Source organism: Streptomyces griseomycini (assembly GCF_014203535.1).
Taxonomy (GTDB): Bacteria; Actinomycetota; Actinomycetes; order Streptomycetales; family Streptomycetaceae; genus Streptomyces; species Streptomyces griseomycini.
In genome coordinates this window covers 1-1,671 of record NZ_JACHJI010000066.1, presented here as the reverse complement: position 1 = coordinate 1,671, position 1,671 = coordinate 1, and the positions used below count along the sequence as shown (strand labels likewise).

General features: G+C 66.8%; 1 protein-coding gene. It reads left to right on the top strand.

All coding sequences use genetic code 11. The features are described from left to right. Positions 1-55: 55 nt before the first annotated feature. On the top strand, positions 56-1,633 hold the full coding sequence (locus tag FHS37_RS38720) for an ISL3 family transposase (RefSeq protein WP_221500831.1): 1,578 nt from the start codon (positions 56-58) through the stop codon (positions 1,631-1,633). Positions 1,634-1,671: the final 38 nt, after the last annotated feature.

Here is a 1,671-nt window from a genome sequence, read left to right as displayed (position 1 = left end):
CGGTTGAGCGGGGTGTGCCGACTGTTCGCGATCATGCCTCGGGTGCTCTCGTGATGTGCTCCTGGAGTTGTTTCCGTATCTGTCCACGCTGCTGATCGAGGAGGTCGAGCGACGGCCGGACAAGGTAGTACTGCGGGCACGAGTGCGGTCGACGACGGGGGCCTGCCACTGCGGTCATAGCTCGTCGCGGGTCCACGGCGGGTATGTACGCACGCTGCGTGATGCAGCTGTGGGCGGTCTCGGTGTCGTGATCGAGTTACACATACGTCGCTTCCGCTGTGAGAATCCCGCCTGCACGGCAGTGACGTTCGCCGAGCAGATCGCGGGGCTGACGACTCCGCACGGCCGCTATACCCCTTTGCTTCGCGGGCTGTTGATGCAGATCGGGTTGGCGCTGGCCGGCCGGGCCGGAGCCCGCTTGGCGGCCGCGGTCGGCATCACCGTGGGCAGGGACACCCTGCTGCGGATGGTCCGGGCTCTGCCCGAGCCGGAGATCGGCGAGGTTGAGGTGCTTGGTGTCGACGATTTTGCCTTCCGCAAGGGCCGCCACTACGGCACGGTGCTGATCGACATGGCCACCCATCGGCCGCTGCATCTCTACGACGGCCGCGAGGGCGAGGACCTGGCCGCCTGGCTCCAAGGCCATCCCGAGGTGAAGGTCATCTGCCGGGACCGCTCCAGTGGTTACGGGGAGGGCGCGCGGGTCGGGGCGCCACAGGCCCAGCAGGTCGCGGACCGATATCACTTGTGGGCCAACCTCGGCCAGGCGGTTGAGAAGACGGTCAACGCCCACCGCTCCCGGCTGGCAGAACCGCTTGCCGGAACGGAAGACGGCCCTGGCCACCCGGAAGCGGAGCCCGAGGTGGTGCAGCCGTCGAAGGAGCTGAAGATCGTGACCCGGCTTCGGGAGCAGCATGCCGCCGCCCACGAGCTGTGGGCCCAGGAGATGTCGAAGGCGGCGATCGGCCGGAAGCTCGGGCTGCACCAGGCCACGGTCCGCAAGCTGGTCAACGCCCGCTCTGCTGATGATGTCGTCGCCAAGAGCCTGCAGCGTGCGCATGTCGTCGACCCGTACGTCGGCTACCTGCACCGACGCTGGAACGAAGGCATAAGAAATGCCGCACAGCTCTACCGGGAGATCCAGAAGCTCGGCTACCCCGGAGGCGAGTTGGCCGTCCAGCGTCATCTGCGGCGCTACCGCACCGGTCGCGGACACGCACCCGCCGTCGGCCCCAAGCCTCCCTCGGTCCGCGAAGTCACCTCATGGATCATGACCCATCCCGAACACCTCGGCGACGGCGATGCCGACAGGCTGCACCGCCTGCGTGAGCGTAATCCCGAACTGGACCGGCTCACCGGCCACGTCAGGAAGTTCGCCGTCATGATGACCGCACGCCACGGCGACCGGCTCGAGGAGTGGATCGCCGGCGTCGAGCACGACACCCTGGCTCCACTTGCGGGCTTCGCCCGCAACCTCCGCCGCGACTTCGACGCCGTCCAGAACGGTTTGTCCCTGCCACATAGTTCAGGCGCCGTTGAAGGCAACATCAACCGGCTGAAGATGCTGAAACGCCAGATGTTCGGCCGTGCCAGCCTCGATCTCCTTCGCAAACGCGTTTTGCTCGCACGGTGACACCCTCCGCACCGGATCACAAGATCGTCGACAGAACC